Consider the following 15,908-nt stretch of genomic DNA (forward strand, 5'->3'; position numbering starts at 1 on the left):
GACGTTCCCTGTGAGAGCCGCCCACCGACCGAGGAAGGCGGCGGGTGGCCCGAGCCGACGGAAACCGAAGGAGCGGACTGATGAAGTACCTGGTCATGGTGCAGGGCACACAGGCGGACTACGAGGCGATGCGCGGCAAGGCGTCCGAGCACACCGCGGCCTGGAGCCAGGAGGACATCCAGGCGATGTACGCCTACATGCAGTCCATCAACGACGACCTCGCCGAGACCGGCGAGATGATCGACGGGCAGGGGCTGGCCGAGCCCGCGAAGGTCCGGCACGTCACCCTGGGCAAGGACGGCAAGGCGGTCATCACCGACGGGCCGTACAGCGAGACCAAGGAGCTGCTGGCCGGCTACTGGGTGCTGGACTGCGCGAGCCTGGAGCGGGTCACGGAGATCGCCGAGCGCGTCGCCCGCTGCCCCCAGCCGCCCGGCACCCCCGTGTATCCGGTGGTGATCCGGCCCATCCTGGACGGCGCCGGGGACATCTGAGCCGTCCCCCGAGGACAGCTGAGCCGTACATGAGCGCCACACCCGACACCGAGGACCTGCTGCGCCGCCACGCGCCGCAGGTCCTCGGCGCGCTGGTCAGGCGGTACGGCCACTTCGACATCGCCGAGGACGCCGTACAGGAGGCCCTGTTCGCCGCGGCCGAGCAGTGGCCGCGGGCCGGTGTGCCGGACAATCCGCGCGGCTGGCTGATCAAGGTCGCCGCACGCCGGCTGACCGACGCCCTGCGCGCGGAGGAGACGCGCCGGGCCCGGGAGGACAAGGTCGCCGCGCTGACGCCGCGCGACGCCTTCACCGCCCCGCCGCCGGGCGCGGACCGGGCTCCCCGCGAGGACGACACCCTCACCCTCCTCTTCCTGTGCTGTCACCCGGACCTGACCCCGCCCGCCCAGATCGCCCTCACCCTGCGCGCCGTCGGCGGCCTGACCACGGCCGAGATCGCCCGCGCGTACCTGGTCCCGGAAGCGACCATGGCCCAGCGCGTCAGCCGGGCCAAGCAGAAGGTCCGCGGGGTGCGCTTCGGGCGCCCCGACCACTGGGAGGACCGCCTGCCCGCGGTCCTGCAGACCCTGTATCTGATCTTCAACGAGGGCTATACGGCGACCTCGGGCGCGAGCCTGCAACGGCGGGACCTCGCGGGCGAGGCGATCCGGCTGACCCGCGAGGTCCACCGGCTCCTCCCCGGCCACGGCGAGGTGGCCGGGCTGCTCGCCCTGATGCTGCTCACCGACGCCCGCCGCGATGCGCGCACCGGCCCGCACGGCGAGCTCGTACCCCTCGACGAACAGGACCGCGACCGCTGGGACAAGGCCGCGATCGAGGAGGGCGTCGCGCTGGTCACCAGGGCCCTGGCCCGGGGCCGCGCCGGCCCGTACCAGCTGCGCGCCGCCATCGCCGCCGTCCATGACGAGGCACCCTCCGCGAAGGCGACCGACTGGCTGGAGATCCTCGGCCTCTACGACGTCCTCGTGCGCCTCGTCCCCGGTCCCGTCGAGCGCCTCAACCGCGCGGTCGCCGTCGCCATGGTGCACGGCCCGCGTGCGGGGCTGGCCGAACTGGCTTCGCTGGAGGACGAATTGGGTGCCGGACATCGCCTGGACGCGGTGCGGGGCCACCTCCTGGAGCGGGCGGGCGCGCACGAGGAGGCCCGCGCCGCCTACGAGTCCGCGGCCGAAAAGACACTGAGCCTGCCGGAGCAGCGCTATCTGCACGCGCGGGCGGCACGGCTGAAGCCGTAGCGTGACCCCCATGCCCGAACACACGTACCTCCTCCACATCACCGAACGCTCCCTGTGGGACGCGGCCCGCGAGCACGGCACATACGAGATGTCGACCCGTGGCCGCACCCTGGAGGAGGAGGGCTTCATCCACTGCTCGACCCGCGCCCAGCTCCCGTCCGTGGCGGCCTTCCTGTACGGCTCCTACGACGGCCCCGACGAGTTGGTGGTACTGGTCGTCGACCCCGCGCGGCTCGACGTACCGCTGAAGTACGAGGCGCCGGAACCCGGGGGCGAGGAGTTCCCGCACGTCTACGGGCCCATTGGGGTGGACGCGGTGGTGGACGTGGAGCCGTGGCGGTGACGGGCCGACGCCGGTTATGGCGGTGGGTCCTGGCGGTGTGGGTGATCCTCGTGGCCGTCGCGGGCGGGCTGACGCTGTGGTTGCAGGACTCGACCAAGCCGCGACGGTACGGCTGGCAGGAGGCCAGTCCGACGCCGTCCCTTCCCGAGGGGTGGGAGTCCGCGTGCGCGAACGCCACGCCCGACGAGAACGGCCAGGCGGTCTGCTTCTTCAGGAGCCGTTAGCCGGCCCGCCGGTCTCCGGGTCCCGTCCCGTCAGGCAGTAGGTGCCGCCCGCCGGATCGCGCATCACCGTCCAGTGGGAGCCCTGGGCGACGAAGGCCGCGCCCAGTTCCTCGTGGCGGGCGCGGGTCGCCTCGATGTCAGCGCAGGCGAGGTCCAGGTGGGCGGTGGCGGGCCGCTCCTGGCCGAGCCGCTCCTCGCTGCGCCGCTCCTGGCCGAGCCGCTGGAGCAGGACGCGGATCGGCAGCCCGGGCGGCGGCTTGACCACATGGAACTCGGGGAGGGAACCGGGCGCCGACTCCCAGTCCGTCAACAGGGCGCTCCAGAAGGCGACTTCAGTGTCGTACAGCGACGGCGGTACGTCGACGCAGACCTGGTCCAGGCGGCTGCCGCGCACCACGGGCGGCCGCACCGACTCCCCGTGCCAGGGCACGGCACAGAACAACTGCCCGGCGGGCGACCGCAGTACGGCCCACCCCTCGTGCTCGGCGGCCGTGCCCGCCCCCAGCCGGAGCGCCGACCGCACGAATTCCGGTACGTCCTCCACGGCGAAGTCGAGGTGCGCGCCACCGGGGCCCGAGTCGACCCCCTGGGCCTTCACACAGGCGTCGGCCCCGGCGCCGGGCAACAGCGTCACGAACTCGTCCCGCTCGCCGCGGAACTCCGACAGACGGGTGTCCGTGACCGCCGTCCAGAACTCCACGGCCCGGCCGAAGCGGTCGGCGGGGCGATCGACGAAGGCGTACGTCCAGCGGATGCTCATGGTGCGATCGTAGGTCCACGCCGGCTGTCGCTCTCCTCTCCGGCTGCGCCGCTCGGCCATTGCCAACCGCGCGCCTTCTCCTGGGACACGCTTTGCCGTCAGTTCCCCGGATATTGGCCCGTGCTTGTTTGCATTGGGGAATGGATCACATCACGTTCCTGGTGGCGGTCGTCATCATCACGGCCCTGGCCTTCGACTTCACCAACGGATTCCACGACACGGCGAACGCGATGGCCACGTCCATCGCCACCGGGGCGCTGAAACCCAGAACGGCCGTCCTCATCAGCGGCGTCCTGAACGTCATCGGCGCCTTCCTGTCCACGGAGGTGGCCAAGACGATCTCGGGCGGCATCGTGGACGACACGCTGGTGACCCCCGGGATGGTGTTCGCGGGGCTGGTCGGCGCGATTCTGTGGAACCTGCTGACCTGGCTGCTCGGCCTGCCGTCCAGTTCCTCCCACGCGCTGTTCGGCGGGCTGATCGGGGCCGTGTGGGTCGGTGCGGGGTCCCACGGCGTGCAGTTCGCCAAGGTTGTCGAGAAGGTACTGGTCCCGGCGGTGGCCTCACCGGTCGTGGCGGGGGTCGCGGCGCTGCTGGCCACGTATCTGGCGTACAAACTCACCTCTCGCGCTCGCAAAGAGTCCGTCACCAAGGGCTTCCGCCTCGGCCAGATCGCCTCGGCCTCGCTCGTCTCCCTGGCCCACGGCACCAACGACGCACAGAAGACGATGGGCGTCATCACCCTGACCCTGATCTCGGCGGGCGCGCTGGGCGCCGACGCCGGCCCGCCTCTCTGGGTGATCGCCTCGGCCGGCCTGGCCATCGGCCTCGGTACCTATCTCGGCGGCTGGCGGATCATCCGCACCATGGGCAAGGGCCTGACGGAGATTCAGTCCCCGCAGGGCTTCGCGGCCGAGACGGCCTCCACGACGGTCATCCTCACCTCGGCCCACCTCGGCTTCGCCCTGTCCACCACCCAGGTCGCCTCCGGCAGCATCCTCGGCGCCGGTCTGGGCCGCCGCCTGGCGGAGGTCCGCTGGGGTGTGGCGGGCCGGATGGTGGTGGCCTGGCTGGTCACCCTGCCCGCCGCGGCCCTGGTCGGCGGGGTCTCGGCGGGCGTGGTCAAGCACGGCGGCGACGTGGGCACGGCCGTGGTCGCCCTGGTCGGCGCCGCCGTGGCCGCGGGCATCGTGCTCGTCTCCCGACGCAACCCGGTGTCCGCGCACAACGTCAACGACGCCCACGAGGTCACGATCCGCGGCGCGGAGCCGACCAGGGTCGGCACGGCCGCCTGAGACAAAGGCTGCCTGAGACAAAGGCTGCCTGAGACAAAGGCCGCCTCAGACCATGGCCGCCTCGGACAACAACCGCCCGAGCCAAGGGAGTTCCCGCCATGAACCTCGACTGGACCGCACTCGGCCAGGTCGCCGCGGTCAGCCTCGCCGCCACCGTCGCCGTCGTCACCGTCTTCGCCCTCGGCGTGCTGGGCCTGGCCCGCTACGAAGGGGCACGCGAGGAGGGCGGCGGCACCTCAGCCCTCGGCCTCGCCCAGGCGGGGCTGTGCTTTCTCGCCTGCGGGGCGGTGGTGGCGTACGGGATCCATCTGATCGTGCCGCAGTTCCACTGACGGGGTGCGGGGATCGTCGAGCTGCTCAGAGCCGTTCGTACACCGTGACCCGCCGCCCGCGGACCTGCTCGTCCGCCACCACCGTGAAGTACTCCCGCAACACGGCGGCCTTCATCTTGTCCCGCTCCGCTGAGGCGGGCCGGGCCACCGCGGGCGCGTCGGTGACGAGCAGTATCCGCCGGTGCGCCAGCATCGCGGTCCGTATGCGGGCCGGAGCCGCCTCCTCGCCCTTCAGCGTCCCGGACGCCACAGGGCTCTTCGCCAGCGCTATGTCCCGCAGGCCGGCGAAGGCGCCGGGGGAGACCAGCGCGGTGTCGCGCCGGGCCGCCGGTACGAAGAGCACCGCGTCGCCGGTCACCTTCAGCCGCCGTACGTCCTCCGCCACCGCCAGCACGTCGTCCACCCGGCTCGCCGGAGACCGCTTGGCCAGCGACTGCGGCAACAGCGCCACCACCGCCACGGCGACCACCATCGGTACGAGCCACGGCGTCGCTCGCGGGAACCGCGGCCCGGCCGCCCGTACCGCCGTGGCCAGTGCCGTGCCGATCAGCAGTGCCAGCCCCAGCATGCTGAAGAGGATGTAGCGGTCCAGATACAGCGGCCGGACCAGGCAGAGGCCGAGCAGGCCGAGCTGCGGCACCGCCAGCAGCGGCAGCCCGACGGCGGTCACCGACAGCCGTCCCGCGCGCGGCCGGTCCAGCAGGGCCCCGAGACCGCCTATCGCCAGCAGGATGGCCGGGCCGATCAGCGTGTGCCACGTCAGTGGCGGGATCCAGGACACCTGGTGGGACTGGCTCCGGCTGAACAGGATCAAGGGCAGTACGGTCACCACGGCGGCCGTCGCGACCGCGGCCCAGCGCGTCCACGTCCCGCGCCGGGCCCGCGTCCACAGCAGGGTCACCAGATGCGCGGGCAGGATCAGCAGCGACAGCCAGTTCAGCAGCCCGCACGCCGCGACCGTGGCCCCGTACGCGGCCCAGTGCACCGCCCGGCCACGGCCCTGCAGCACGGTTACCAGCAACAGGGTGGAGATCCCGGCGCCGGCCGCGACGAGCGCGTACGGGCGGCCCTCCTGCAGATAGAACTGCACGGCCGGAAGCATCCCGAACGCCAGCCCTCCGGCCAGGCCCGCCCAGGCCCCCGCGAGCCGCCGTCCGATGACCGTCACACAGGCCGCCGCCACCGCCATCGCCAGCACGGAGGGCAGTCGCAGGGTGGCGATGCCGGGCCCGAAGTACTCGAAGAGTCCGTGCATCAGCAGGTAGTAGAGCCCGTGCACGGCATCGACCTGTCCCAGCATGTGCCAGATGTCGGCGACGGACCGTCGCGCCACCTGCCAGGTCGCGGCCTCGTCCCGCCACACGCTGTGCTGCCGGGACAGCCCCCAAAGACCGAGGGCGAGGGTCCACAGCAGCGGGATCGACCAGAGGGGCGGGCGACGCAGAAGAGCGGGTGTACGCCTCGGAGGTGTCCCGGAGAGGGACGCCGTCGCCATCGGGGCCCCGGAGCGGGTCTGGCGCAACAGCGTTCTCCAAGGGATCGACATTCCATACGGCGGGGGACAGGCCGCCGGATGATGTGATCTCCACTCGCCCGCTGTCGCAGAGCACACCGAACTACGCCCCGGCCGAGCGGCCGAGACGGGATCCGAGTGCTGGTCACCTTCCCCCGTGAGTCACCCGTCGGCGCGTTCGAGCGCCCGGGTGGACATGTCAGAATCTACGGGACGTGAACGATCCGAGGCCACCGTTCACCGCGTGAACACCATCACCGCGCCCGCAGGCAACCTTTGAGACCGCACGCCGTCGGAAAAGTCCCCTTGGCGCGCGATGCGAGACGCCGAAGGGGCCCGGCCGGCGAACCGGTCGGGCCCCTTCAGGGGTCTGTCGATCGACGAAAAGCGCCTGGGTCAGGCCTTCTTCGTCTCCTAGTAATGGGCCGGGTCGGTGACCTGCGGGGATGTTTCCTGTGGGGCGCTGACCTGGCCTTTTGGCGATTGGTGACGATGGGGTGCGACGGTCTTGATCGGGTGTCTTGCGGACTGGGTGCGGACTGATGGCGCATCGGCGATATCTCCGTGATTGGCGTCGCTCTAGCAACGGATGCGGGACCTGTGACTGTCATTCACTGGCCGATCCAGGACTTCGACCTTCGTGCCGTAGAAGGAGTGCCTTCGGCGGCGGAGCCGCCGGAGGCACTCAGGCCCGTCCCGTAGTCGAGGACGATGGCATTCCCCATCCTGCGGATACGGGGGTGGTCGTCCCGGAGGTTGCAAAACGCTCGAGTACCTCCGCGGCACACGATCCGTGACGCCGGAGCGGAGAGGGTAATCGCCCGAGGGTGAGGTGGTGACTCTGTTTGCGCCGCTGGCACCTAGACCGTTTCCACGCCCTCGCCCGGATGGGGGACACCAGGGACCAACGGATGGTCGTACGTGAAGTGCGGTTCGCCGTATTCATTCGGCGTCTCAGCGGGGACGTTATTGTCCGTAATAATCAAGCGCGATGGTCCAGCTGCCTTGGCTCTTCTCGCGATGCTTGACGCTGACCAGTACGTACCTATTGCCCGATAGTGCCAGAATGTAATCCGTGTGCCACTCGCGCAGAATCCAAAGCAGTTCACTTGCTCCGAACTCGCAACAATTCCTCGGTCGGCTCATGCATGAGCTCCCAGGGCACGTCCAAGCTTGCTCCCCCTAATCCCTCGTGACTACTAGAAGTTGCGCGGCTACGGTCAGCGAGGCTAGAGGTGCTTCACGATTGATCCATTGTTTGACATGTCGGAGATCGCCAGCCGAGCGCCTGGTTGCGCCCTGGTGAGGTTCGGACGGGAGTACCGACCAGCCGCATCTCACCCATTGGATGGGTGCATCGAAGCGTCCGCAAGCTGGGACTGCGCCACTGGAACCGGGTGAAGTATCGTCGCCGGTCAGGGTCATGTTGAACGCGCACGGGGCGACTCTCTCCTCCGAGACTCGATCGGCGCATTTTTACTTGGAGCAAGTCCGCCAGCAGTCCAGCCGAATCTGGAGGGCGGTAGCCGTCCTCTTGCCAGGTCGCATCAGGCAGTAGCGAGTTGGATCTCGATGGCGAGTGCGCCGAGGGCTTCCTTCTCGGGTGGGTAGATGGCGCGGATGTTGGCCAGTTGCTGGTCGCGGGTGGCGGTCGGGTTGACGTTGCCTGGGCCCTCGTCGTCGAGCAGGGCCTCGAAGTTGGCGTACTCGGTGACCCGAACGACCGTGACCTCGCAGGTTTCGTCGGTGCCCTTGATGCGGAAGCGGATGATGTCGCCTGCAGCGAGGTCGGCGAGGTGCGGGTATTTCACCCGCACCTCGATGGTCTTGGTGCCCGCGGCGACGAGGTCGAAGTACTGGCGGTAGAGGTTGAGCTCGTGGACGCGGGCGGTGGTGTCGGTCATGGGGCGGGAACGCTCCTGGTGGTTGGTGCGGTCATCATGCGGCCGCTCTCGGCGGCCGAGTATGCGCGGAAGAAGTGGCGGGGGTCGGACAGCAACGTATCGGTCATGGCCAGCAGTTGCTCGGCATACTCCGCGACGGTGCCGGGCCACTGTCGAGTGTCGAGCATCCAGCCGTCTGCACCCTCGGGCATGGGAGCACGGCCCTCGCGGATAAGCGACTTGGACAGCTTGGCGCCGGTGTCGGTGACGACTTGTGGGCAGAACAAGCGGGCGGGGAGTTGGGCGCGGGTGAGGCCGACTGCCTGGAGAGCTTCGTCGACCAGGTGGGAGCCGAACACCCAGTCGCCGCCCTTGACCATGACGTGGAGTGTGCCGTGGGGGTTAGAAAGAGCGAGTTCCTTGACCGTGTTGCGGTACAGGGTGGCTAGGTCGAGGTAGTCGCCCCCGGTTGGTGTGATGGTCGCCTGGTAGGGGCCGTGGTGGAGACATACGGCGGCGACGTGCGCGTTTTCGCGGTCGGTGAGGTTGACGCGCGTGCGCTCGGTGTGTTTCTCGGCCCAGCCGCAGTCGGAGTGCGGGCAGGGGACACGCAGGTGCGGGGTGCCGGTGGAGGGGGCGAGCCACCAGCGGGCGGCGTCAAGGCGGGGCAGGAGGCGCAGCCACGTGCGGCGGAATTGCTCGCCGGCTTGCTGTTGGCTGTAGGTCTCGATCTGGTGGGGAATGCCCAGGCGCCGAGAAAGCGCGGTGAACAGAGGTTGGTAGAGGGCCGTGACGAGGTCGGTCAGAGCCTCGCGGCCGAGGGCTTGGGCGTAGGCGCGCTGGTAGCGGTGACCGCTGACCGGGTCGGTGGTCAGCTCGTAGGGGGCGTTGTCGAGGGCGCTGAAGAGGACCTCCGTGGGGATACCGAAGCGGTCGCGCAGGCGGGCAGCCATGGCGAACGCCAGGGACTGCACGAGGGAGGTGCCGATGTGCGGGGCGCCGTTGATCTGTGTGCCGACGACCAGCACGATTCGCTCCGGCGGGGTGGCCAGGATGCGCGGGGCCAGTACGTCCTCAGCGCGGTGGAGGGCGTTGGCGAGGACGGTGTTCGGTGAGACGGGGTAGGTCGTCACGGGATGTCCCCCTGGGGCGGGTTGGGGTTCATTCGGATTGGGTGTGGCCGAAGAGCAGGCGCCGGCGCAGCGTGGCGCGATCCAGGTAGGCGTCGATCGCTGCTGGTGTGGCGCTGCGGGAGAGCGGGTCCAGGCCCAGGACGAGGGCCACCGGGGTTCCCCGGCCGAGCAGCAAAGTCCAGGGACGGCCTGAGGGGATGCGTTTGCGGTAAGGGGTGCCGTCGAAACGCAAGGCCACCTCGGTCGGAGTGACTTGACGCAGGCGTGGCCCGATGTCCGGTGGAGGCGCGGTGGCGGGACCGAGGCGCAGAGCGTCGGCGACGGCGCGCATGCGTTGCTCGATGACGACCGTCGTCTCGTACGTACTGCGGGGTGGTTGAGGCACGAGTAGGAGGCAGCGCAGCGTGGCGCCGCTTGGAGTGGTGTCCAGCCACGTGGTGGTGGCGAGAGAGGCGATCAACCCAGCCGTTGGGGTCAAGGACTCGGCGCTCGCGGGCATCAGCATGCGGGCACCGCGCGTCGGTGGAAGGCGGCCCAGACGCACGTGCCGGGGCCCTGGCGTTCCTCCACGCCCCAGTGGTCGGCAACTGCGGACACGAGCAGGAGCCCGCGGCCGTCGTCGGCGGTGTCCCGTGCCTCCCGCTTTTCGGGTCTGCCGTTGCCGCCGTCGTGCACTTCGATGCGGAGCACGGTGGCGTGCAGTTCGATGCGTACGAGAACCTGTCCGCCCGCAGGTGCCCCGTGCAGGACGGCGTTGGTGGCTAGCTCTGACGTGCACAGCCGGATGTCGTCTAGGCGTTCGGTCCGGCCCCACTGGGTAAGGGTCTGGGCGACGAAGGAGCGGGCGGCGCTCGGGGTGGTTCGGCGCCGGTCGAAGAGCATCGTTTCGTGCTCGACGGCGCCGTCGAGAACTTGGGCCTGTGTGAGGGTGTCCGGCTCGTCGGGCAGTGTGCTGGGCATGGCCAACAGCCAACCGCTGTCGCTCGTTTGGGTCGGGAGCCAGCGTGGGGGCCATACCGGGGGCCACTATGGGGGCCAGAATTCACGTGCTCCAGGGAGAGCGGATGGGCGACACGGGGATCGGCGCGTTGCTCGCTCGGCTGCGTACCGAGCGCGGTTGGACTCAGCAGCGGGTGGCCGACGAGTACAACGCCCTGGAAGGGCCTGCTGCCAAGACCGGTAAGGAGATCGGGCGTTACGAGCGTGAGGCGCGTATCCCGGTCCCGTACACCCGCAGACACCTGGCGCAGGTGTTCGGCGTCGACGTCGCACTGCTCGACCGTGCTGTGCTGGTCAGCAAGAGTCGTTCGGGCAGAGACAGTGCCACAGGGGCCTCGATAGCGCTCTCTGCGGCGCCTTCGCGCTCGGGTGCGGGCGTCGTTTCGGCGGACGCGGCGGTGTCGGCCGACTTCGCCCGGTTCATCGCGCAGCGCAACGCCGACGAGTTCGTCGTCGAGCAGTTGGAGGCCGATGTCGCCCGACTCGCCCGTGCCTACGTCAGCCACCCGCTGCTGGAGCTGCATGTCGAGATCAAACGGCTGCGGGACGGGGTGTTCGAGTTACTGCGCGGGCGTCAACGTCCACGGCAGACCACCGACTTGTACGTCGCAGCCTCCCGGTTGTGCGGGTTATCCGCACACGTCTGCCTCGACCTGGGCGATTACGACTCCGCGGCCACGCATGCCCGCACGGCCAGGGCATGCGCGGAGGCGGCCGGGCACGAGGGGATGCTGGCCTGGGTACGGGCAGTGGAGTCCCTGATCGCCTACTGGACCGGGCGGTACGAACAAGCAGCGCGGCTGGCGCAGGCTGGCCGTCACCACCGGGCCAGGGGCACCATCGGAGCCCGGCTGGCGAGCCTGGAGGCACGGGCACTGGCCATAGCCGGAGACCGAACGGGCGCGGTGGCCGCGCTGGCGGACGCCGCACGCTCCCGTGAAGCGGTGCCTGGCCACGACGAGGTGCCGGGCATCTTCGCCTTCCCGGCCGCCAAGCAGTTCGCGTACGCCGGGACGAGCTACCTGGCCGTGGGCGGGCGGGAGCACGTCCAGCGGGCCATCGCCAGCGCGGACACCGCGATCCGGCTCTACCGCAGTGCCGAGGACGACGACCAGTCGGTCGGTGACCTGTTCGCTGCCCATGTCGATCTCGCCCGTGGTCATCTGCTCCTGGGCGACCTGGACGGCACCGAGGCGGTGATCGCATTCGTCCTCGAATCCCCGCCCGAGCGCATGTCGGCCAGCATCGTGCGCCGACTCACCGCTCTGGGCCGGGAGCTGAGCGGCCCGCAGTACGGTGGAGCCGCGCAGGCCGCACACCTGCGCGAACGACTCCAGCACACGGCCGTTCTCGCGGCCTCACCCGCCCCTCATCCTCCGGAGCTGCCGACGTGACCGAACTGTCCGCCGCACACGACGCCGCTGTCACCGACCGGAGCCGCCTCGCCGGGAGTGCCTACAGCAGTGACCGGGATCTGGCCGCCCGTCAGTCGATCTACCAGTGGCAGGTGCCCCGTTACGACCTGCCCGGCATCGTTGCCGAGCAGTTGAGCGGTGTGCGTGGGCGAGTGGTCGATGTCGGCTGCGGAAATGGCAAGTTCATCCAGCGACTTGGCGACGACCGGCCCGATCTGGCTCTGCTCGGCCTGGACATTGCTCCAGGCATCCTCGCTGGCGTGCCCGGCCCCGTTGCCGTGGCGGATGCCACTCGACTGCCGCTGGCCACGGCGGGCGTCGACGCCGCCCTGGCCATGCACATGCTCTACCACGTCCCTGACATCCCCCAGGCAGTGCGAGAACTGTCCCGCGTGGTCACCCATGACGGGCTGGTGATCGCCTCCACAAACAGCGACCGGGACAAGGTCGAACTCGACGACCTGTGGCAGCAGGCCGCAGGCGACGTCCTCGGCACCGGACGGGGCCCGGCGCGCATCTCGCTCAGCGCCCGCTTCTCCCTGGAGAAGGCTGGGGCCCTCCTGGGGGAGGAGTTCGGTCGTGTGGAGACGATCGAGCTGCCCGGCACCATCTCGGTCCAGGATCCCAAGCCGGTGATTGCGCACATGGCGTCGTACCGGGCGTGGGCGGACCAGCACGATGTGCCGTTCGAGGCCACTATCGAGCGGGCCCGCGCGATCCTCGCCGATCACATTGCCCAGCATGGGACCTTCAAGGTCACTTGCCTCGGCGGCATCCTCGTCTGCCGTCGCTGAGGGCCGACTCCTCTATAGGTGTCGGCTGCGTTCCGTTGGCCGTTCGCTCACCGCCATGGGGGTGGGCTGTGGTGCGGGTGTGACTGGCGTGGCTGTCCGGGTGCTTCGACTGCGTGCTGCCTGTGTTCGCTTGTTCGGCTGTACGGCGATGCGCCAGTTGAGGATTTCGGTGGGCTGTTCGGCGGTGTCGAGTTCTCGTTGGGCGGCGACTTCGGCCAAGAGGCGCCGGGGATTGTGGCCGGCGGTCTCGGCGCGGGCGAGAGTTGTGGTCAGGGCCGACCAGGCCGGGTCGGCGAGGATGCGGTCGGCGTGGTCGGGGAGGGCTGCGCGCAGGTCCTGCTCGAAGCGGCGGACGGTGGCGGCGCGTGGGGCGCGGCGGGTGAGATCCGCCAGTACCGGCTCGCGGGCCTGCTGGTAACCCGCCTGCAGATGGCGGAAGGCTTCCTCGGCCGCTGTCGCCTGCTGCTCGTGGCCGCGTTGCTCGGCCTGAAGGTGTCGGACATCGACTTCAAGGCCGGCGCCATCCGCGTCGAGCGGCAGCGCCTCCAGTCCGGGAAGATCGGCCCGCCGAAGACCGCCAAGTCTCGGCGTACGGTCCCGGTCGGCGAGGTCGTCACGGACACGCTCCTCACGCATCTCGCTGCACGCCCCTCCAAGGAGTGGCTGTTCACGATGGAGGAGGGCGAGCCCCTCAACTACCGCCGCTGGAAGACGGAGTGGAACTGCGCTCGCAGGACGCTCCAATCAGCGGAGAACGAGGCGGCCGACCGCGAGGGCCGCAAGCCCGTCGAGCTGCCGCACATGGTGACCCACGACCTGCGCCACTTCTACGCCTCCGCCCTCATCGCCGGCGGAGCGAGCGTCAAGCAGGTCCAGCTGGTCCTCGGCCACGCGTCCGCCGTCATCACGCTGCGGATCTACGCGCACCTCTGGCCGGGGGAAGAAGACCGCACCCGGACCGTCATGGACGCCGTTCTCGGCGGCCTGCGGACCGGGTGCGGACTGGTAGGCGATGCGACCTGCGTAACCGCAGGTCAGACGGCCTAGCAATAGATCAAGCCTTCTTCGTCTCCCAGAAGATCTTGTCGATCTGGGCGATGTAGTCCAGCGCCTTCTGGCCGGTGGCCGGGTCGGTGGACGCCTTGGCGGCCGAGAGGGCCTTCAGGGTGTCGTTGACCAGCTGGTGCAGCTCCGGGTACTTCTCGAAGTGCGGGGGCTTGAAGTAGTCGCTCCACAGCACGGAGACGTGGTGCTTGGCCAGCTCGGCGCGCTGCTCCTTGATGACGGTGGCACGCGCCTGGAAGTGCGGGTCGTCGTTGGCGGCCATCTTCTCCTGGACGGCCTTCACCGACTCCGCCTCGATGCGGGCCTGGGCCGGGTCGTACACACCGCAGGGCAGGTCGCAGTGTGCGCTGACCTTGACCTTGGGGGCAAACAGGCGGGAAAGCATGGAGCATTCCTTCCTCGTGATCGTCTTCTCAGGTGGGACATTACTCCCTGCAAGACGGGTTTTCGCGAGTGCCCCCATGGGCTTAGGACAAAAGTCCAGGGTCAGACTGAGACTGGTGGAGGACAGTACCGGGGAGGTGCCGGGGATGCCGGAGTTGTCGCAGGAGACCGAGCGCGGGCGGGCGGGCCGGCCCTTCGGGTGGGCCGAGGTGACCGGGCCGTCGATGGTGCCCACGCTGTACCACGGTGACCTGCTCGTGGTGGTGTACCGGGGCCGGGTCAGGCCCGGGGACGTGGTGGTGCTGCGGCATCCGTTCCAGCAGGACCTGCTCGTCGTCAAGCGGGCCGCGGAGCGGCGCGAGGGCGGGTGGTGGGTGCTCGGTGACAACGCCTACGCCGGTGGGGACAGCACCGACTACGGGATGGTGCCGGACGAGCTGATCCTGGGCAAGGTCCGCCTGCGCTACCGGCCGCGCAAGCCGGATCAGCGCTCGCCGTTCGCGCTGGCGCGCTGGGCGCTGTCGGCCGTACGTCCCGTCTTCGCCGTCCGGTCGGCCTCCAGGCGTTTGCGGGCGCGGTAGGCGGCGACATTGGCGCGGGTCGCGCAGCGGTCCGAGCAGTAGCGGCGGGAACGGTTGGTGGAGGTGTCCAGGTAGGCGTTGCGGCACGGGGCCGCCTCGCACAGGCCCAGACGGTCCACGCCGTACTCCGTCAGGTGGAACGCCAGGCCCATCGCCGCGATCGCCGCGTAGCCCGCGGTCGCGTTCGACGGATGGTCCGCCAGGTGCATGTGCCACAGGGGGCGGCCGTCGTCGTCCCGGAAGTCGTGGCCGGAGATCTGCGGGCTCACCGGGAACTCCAGGAGGAGCGAGTTCAGCAGGTTCACCGCCAGCGTCTCGTCGCCGCCGTCCGCCGCCTCGAAGACCGCCCTCAGCCGCGCACGGACCGAGCGGAAGCGGGTGACGTCGGCGTCGGTGGCGCGGCGGGCCGCCTCCTGGCTGACGCCGAACAGGTCACGAACGGCCTCGACCGAGGTCAGCGAGTCCTTGCCCCGGGCCGGCTCCTCGCTGTTGACGAGTCGTACGGCGTAGTCCGAGTAATAGGCCAGTTCCACTTGTAGTCCTTACGGAGGCGTTCTATCGTCGTGGTGCGGTCGGGTAACAGCCGGTCGTGCATCCAGGGTATTACGTGACGGTTATTGCGCGATGTGCGCTGCGGAGGGGCTCGATGACGGACACGGACACCACCACGACGACCGGCGCCGACTGGGCCGCGTGGCAGGAGAGCTGGGACCGGCAGCAGGAGCTGTACATGCCCGACCGCGAGGAGCGCTTCAGGATCATGCTGGACATGGTCGAGGCCCTCGTCGGCCCCGCCCCACGGGTGCTCGACCTCGCGTGCGGCACGGGCACCATCACGGCCCGGCTGCTCGCACGGTTCCCGGACGCCGTCAGCACCGGCGTCGACCTCGACCCCGCGCTTCTCGCCATCGCCGAGGGCACCTTCGCGGGCGACGAGCGGGTCGGCCTCGTCAGGGCCGACCTCAAGAGCCCCGACTGGCCGGCGAAGCTGCCGTACGACTCGTACGACGCCGTCCTGACCGCCACGGCCCTGCACTGGCTGCACCGTGAACCCCTCGCGGCTCTCTACGGTCAGATCGCGGAACTCGTCCGCGACGGCGGTGTCTTCCTGAACGCCGACCACATGATCGACGACTCGACGCCCCGGATCAACGCGGCCGAGCGAGCCCAGCGCCACGCCCGCATGGATCAGGCCAAGGCGGACGGTGCCCTCGACTGGTCCGAATGGTGGCAGCTGGCCGCCAAGGACCCGGCCCTGACGGAGCCCACGGCCCAGCGCTTCGAGATCTACGGCGAGCACGCCGACGGCGACATGCCGCCCGTCGAGTGGCACGCGCGCGTGCTGCGCGAAAAGGGGTTCGGCGAGGCGCGGCCGGTGTGGTGCTCGCCTTCGGACACGCTGCTGCTGGCCCTCAAGTAGGAGCACCCACACAGGAG

At 69.9% G+C, this 15,908-nt stretch carries 18 protein-coding genes and 2 pseudogenes; 11 read left to right on the forward strand and 9 right to left on the reverse strand.

Going from position 1 to position 15,908, the window contains the following annotated elements:
• Positions 1-80 precede the first annotated feature (80 nt).
• The 4 genes from AQI70_RS28895 to AQI70_RS28910 are packed head-to-tail and all read left to right on the forward strand — an operon-like array spanning position 81 to position 2,317.
• The gene (locus AQI70_RS28895) at positions 81-494 is read left to right on the forward strand and encodes a YciI family protein (RefSeq protein ID WP_062155178.1); all 414 of its coding nucleotides are present in this window, start codon (positions 81-83) and stop codon (positions 492-494) included.
• A gap of 29 nt (positions 495-523) precedes the next feature.
• Positions 524-1,750: an RNA polymerase sigma factor gene (locus AQI70_RS28900; protein WP_062155180.1), complete on the forward strand. Its 1,227-nt coding sequence runs from the start codon at positions 524-526 to the stop codon at positions 1,748-1,750.
• A 10-nt stretch (positions 1,751-1,760) separates the two neighbouring features.
• On the forward strand, positions 1,761-2,093 hold the full coding sequence (locus AQI70_RS28905) for a DUF952 domain-containing protein (protein ID WP_062155515.1): 333 nt from the start codon (positions 1,761-1,763) through the stop codon (positions 2,091-2,093).
• A complete protein-coding gene (locus AQI70_RS28910; protein ID WP_244181873.1) occupies positions 2,090-2,317 on the forward strand; it encodes a hypothetical protein in 228 nt (75 codons plus the stop codon). The genes AQI70_RS28905 and AQI70_RS28910 overlap by 4 nt, the downstream gene beginning before the upstream one ends.
• On the opposite strand, the gene AQI70_RS28915 is transcribed toward AQI70_RS28910, so the two are convergent.
• The gene (locus AQI70_RS28915; protein ID WP_062155182.1) at positions 2,304-3,077 is read right to left on the reverse strand and encodes a VOC family protein; all 774 of its coding nucleotides are present in this window, start codon (positions 3,075-3,077) and stop codon (positions 2,304-2,306) included. The genes AQI70_RS28910 and AQI70_RS28915 overlap by 14 nt on opposite strands.
• A gap of 140 nt (positions 3,078-3,217) precedes the next feature.
• Here AQI70_RS28915 and AQI70_RS28920 point away from each other — a divergent pair, with 140 nt between their 5' ends.
• Positions 3,218-4,372, forward strand: coding sequence for an inorganic phosphate transporter (locus AQI70_RS28920; protein WP_062155184.1), 1,155 nt, complete (start codon positions 3,218-3,220; stop codon positions 4,370-4,372).
• Between the two features lie 98 nt (positions 4,373-4,470).
• Positions 4,471-4,704, forward strand: a complete 234-nt coding sequence (locus tag AQI70_RS28925; protein ID WP_062155186.1) for a hypothetical protein — start codon at positions 4,471-4,473, stop codon at positions 4,702-4,704.
• A gap of 25 nt (positions 4,705-4,729) precedes the next feature.
• On the opposite strand, the gene AQI70_RS28930 is transcribed toward AQI70_RS28925, so the two are convergent.
• From AQI70_RS28930 to AQI70_RS28950, 5 genes are all read right to left on the reverse strand, one after another.
• Positions 4,730-6,199, reverse strand: coding sequence for a glycosyltransferase family 39 protein (locus AQI70_RS28930; protein WP_062155188.1), 1,470 nt, complete (start codon positions 6,197-6,199; stop codon positions 4,730-4,732).
• A 1,565-nt stretch (positions 6,200-7,764) separates the two neighbouring features.
• Complete coding sequence (locus tag AQI70_RS28935) at positions 7,765-8,121, reverse strand: ASCH domain-containing protein (RefSeq protein WP_062155190.1); 357 nt, start codon at positions 8,119-8,121, stop codon at positions 7,765-7,767.
• On the reverse strand, positions 8,118-9,233 hold the full coding sequence (locus AQI70_RS28940) for a hypothetical protein (RefSeq protein ID WP_062155192.1): 1,116 nt from the start codon (positions 9,231-9,233) through the stop codon (positions 8,118-8,120). Before AQI70_RS28940 ends, AQI70_RS28935 begins: the two co-directional genes overlap by 4 nt.
• A gap of 28 nt (positions 9,234-9,261) precedes the next feature.
• Entirely contained in the window at positions 9,262-9,618 is a 357-nt protein-coding gene (locus AQI70_RS28945; RefSeq protein WP_244181874.1) for a hypothetical protein, read from the reverse strand.
• Between the two features lie 113 nt (positions 9,619-9,731).
• Positions 9,732-10,193 carry an ATP-binding protein gene (locus AQI70_RS28950; protein ID WP_062155196.1) on the reverse strand — a complete coding sequence of 154 codons (462 nt, stop codon included), beginning with the start codon at positions 10,191-10,193 and terminating at the stop codon, positions 9,732-9,734.
• Positions 10,194-10,297: 104 nt separating this feature from the next.
• Here AQI70_RS28950 and AQI70_RS28955 point away from each other — a divergent pair, with 104 nt between their 5' ends.
• Together AQI70_RS28955 and AQI70_RS28960 are read left to right on the forward strand one after the other, a co-directional pair.
• A complete protein-coding gene (locus tag AQI70_RS28955) occupies positions 10,298-11,626 on the forward strand; it encodes a helix-turn-helix domain-containing protein (protein ID WP_062155198.1) in 1,329 nt (442 codons plus the stop codon).
• Entirely contained in the window at positions 11,623-12,441 is an 819-nt protein-coding gene (locus AQI70_RS28960) for a class I SAM-dependent methyltransferase (RefSeq protein ID WP_062155200.1), read from the forward strand. The genes AQI70_RS28955 and AQI70_RS28960 overlap by 4 nt, the downstream gene beginning before the upstream one ends.
• Positions 12,442-12,453: 12 nt before the next feature.
• Here the strand turns inward: AQI70_RS28960 and AQI70_RS40400 are convergent.
• Positions 12,454-12,924 (reverse strand): annotated as a pseudogene (locus AQI70_RS40400) (relaxase/mobilization nuclease domain-containing protein); the annotation flags it as partial.
• On the opposite strand from AQI70_RS40400, the pseudogene AQI70_RS28965 reads away from it, so the two are divergent.
• A pseudogene (locus tag AQI70_RS28965) lies at positions 12,904-13,488 on the forward strand (site-specific integrase); the annotation flags it as partial. The pseudogenes AQI70_RS40400 and AQI70_RS28965 sit on opposite strands and share 21 nt — an antisense overlap.
• A 7-nt stretch (positions 13,489-13,495) precedes the next feature.
• Here AQI70_RS28965 and sodN read toward each other — a convergent pair.
• Complete coding sequence (sodN, locus tag AQI70_RS28970; protein WP_020136639.1) at positions 13,496-13,891, reverse strand: superoxide dismutase, Ni; 396 nt, start codon at positions 13,889-13,891, stop codon at positions 13,496-13,498.
• A 145-nt stretch (positions 13,892-14,036) separates the two neighbouring features.
• Here sodN and sodX point away from each other — a divergent pair, with 145 nt between their 5' ends.
• Positions 14,037-14,471, forward strand: coding sequence for a nickel-type superoxide dismutase maturation protease (gene sodX, locus AQI70_RS28975; protein ID WP_062155519.1), 435 nt, complete (start codon positions 14,037-14,039; stop codon positions 14,469-14,471).
• Here sodX and AQI70_RS28980 read toward each other — a convergent pair.
• Positions 14,375-15,004, reverse strand: coding sequence for a CGNR zinc finger domain-containing protein (locus AQI70_RS28980; RefSeq protein WP_003997982.1), 630 nt, complete (start codon positions 15,002-15,004; stop codon positions 14,375-14,377). The genes sodX and AQI70_RS28980 overlap by 97 nt on opposite strands.
• A 113-nt stretch (positions 15,005-15,117) precedes the next feature.
• On the opposite strand from AQI70_RS28980, the gene AQI70_RS28985 reads away from it, so the two are divergent.
• The gene (locus AQI70_RS28985) at positions 15,118-15,891 is read left to right on the forward strand and encodes a class I SAM-dependent methyltransferase (protein WP_062155202.1); all 774 of its coding nucleotides are present in this window, start codon (positions 15,118-15,120) and stop codon (positions 15,889-15,891) included.
• Positions 15,892-15,908 lie beyond the last annotated feature (17 nt).

This window comes from Streptomyces curacoi (assembly GCF_001513975.1).
GTDB classification, from domain to species: domain Bacteria; phylum Actinomycetota; class Actinomycetes; order Streptomycetales; family Streptomycetaceae; genus Streptomyces; species Streptomyces curacoi.